Origin of the sequence: endosymbiont of Riftia pachyptila (vent Ph05) (assembly GCF_000224455.1) — a bacterium.
GTDB classification, from domain to species: Bacteria; Pseudomonadota; Gammaproteobacteria; order Chromatiales; family Chromatiaceae; genus Endoriftia; species Endoriftia persephonae.
In genome coordinates this window covers 1-573 of the sequence record NZ_AFOC01000193.1, presented here as the reverse complement: position 1 = coordinate 573, position 573 = coordinate 1, and the positions used below count along the sequence as shown (strand labels likewise).

General features: G+C 60.7%; 1 pseudogene. It reads right to left on the bottom strand.

The annotated features are described in order from the left end of the window. Window positions 1-540: pseudogene (locus RIFP1SYM_RS16165) on the bottom strand (hypothetical protein); the annotation flags it as partial. Between the last annotated feature and the right edge of the window lie 33 nt (window positions 541-573).

The window sequence follows — 573 nt, the reverse complement described above, 5'->3', positions numbered from 1 at the left end:
ACCGTTGCCGTTACCCTGCACTTGATCGATGTAGTCATTGGGCGTAACGCCGATCAGCTCTCCATCCAGGCTCACCAGCAGCTGGCTCTGTTCATCCTGCTCGTAAAAGGGACTCTGGCTCAGCCGATAGCGGAAACTCAACACCACCTTGCTCAGACCGTTGAGCTGGAAGTCGCGTTGCCAACCGCCGGAGAGGCCGAAGATGTCGGCACTGTTGATGCCACCCAGGATGATCTGCAAGGCACCACCGCTGTAGCCGCCATCAGGGAGCAGACTACCGTCGGCATAGCCCGGCGCACTGCTGCCACGGAACGGGTCGTCAACATAGCTGAAGCCAGCGCTGTCTGTATCAAAGCCGTCCTCGATCAGCAGACTCGGCTGGTTGCCAGTAGTGGCCGCCACCGCTACGCCGGGCTCACTCTGATTACCCGCGGCATCGTAAGCGCTGACCTGGTAGCTGTAGCGGGTCGACGGGGTGAGGCCGCTGTCGCGGTAGCTGTTGATAGCGCTGTTGGCGATCTCAACACCATCGCGGAACACCCGGTAGCCGATGATGCCGACGTTTCACTCGCC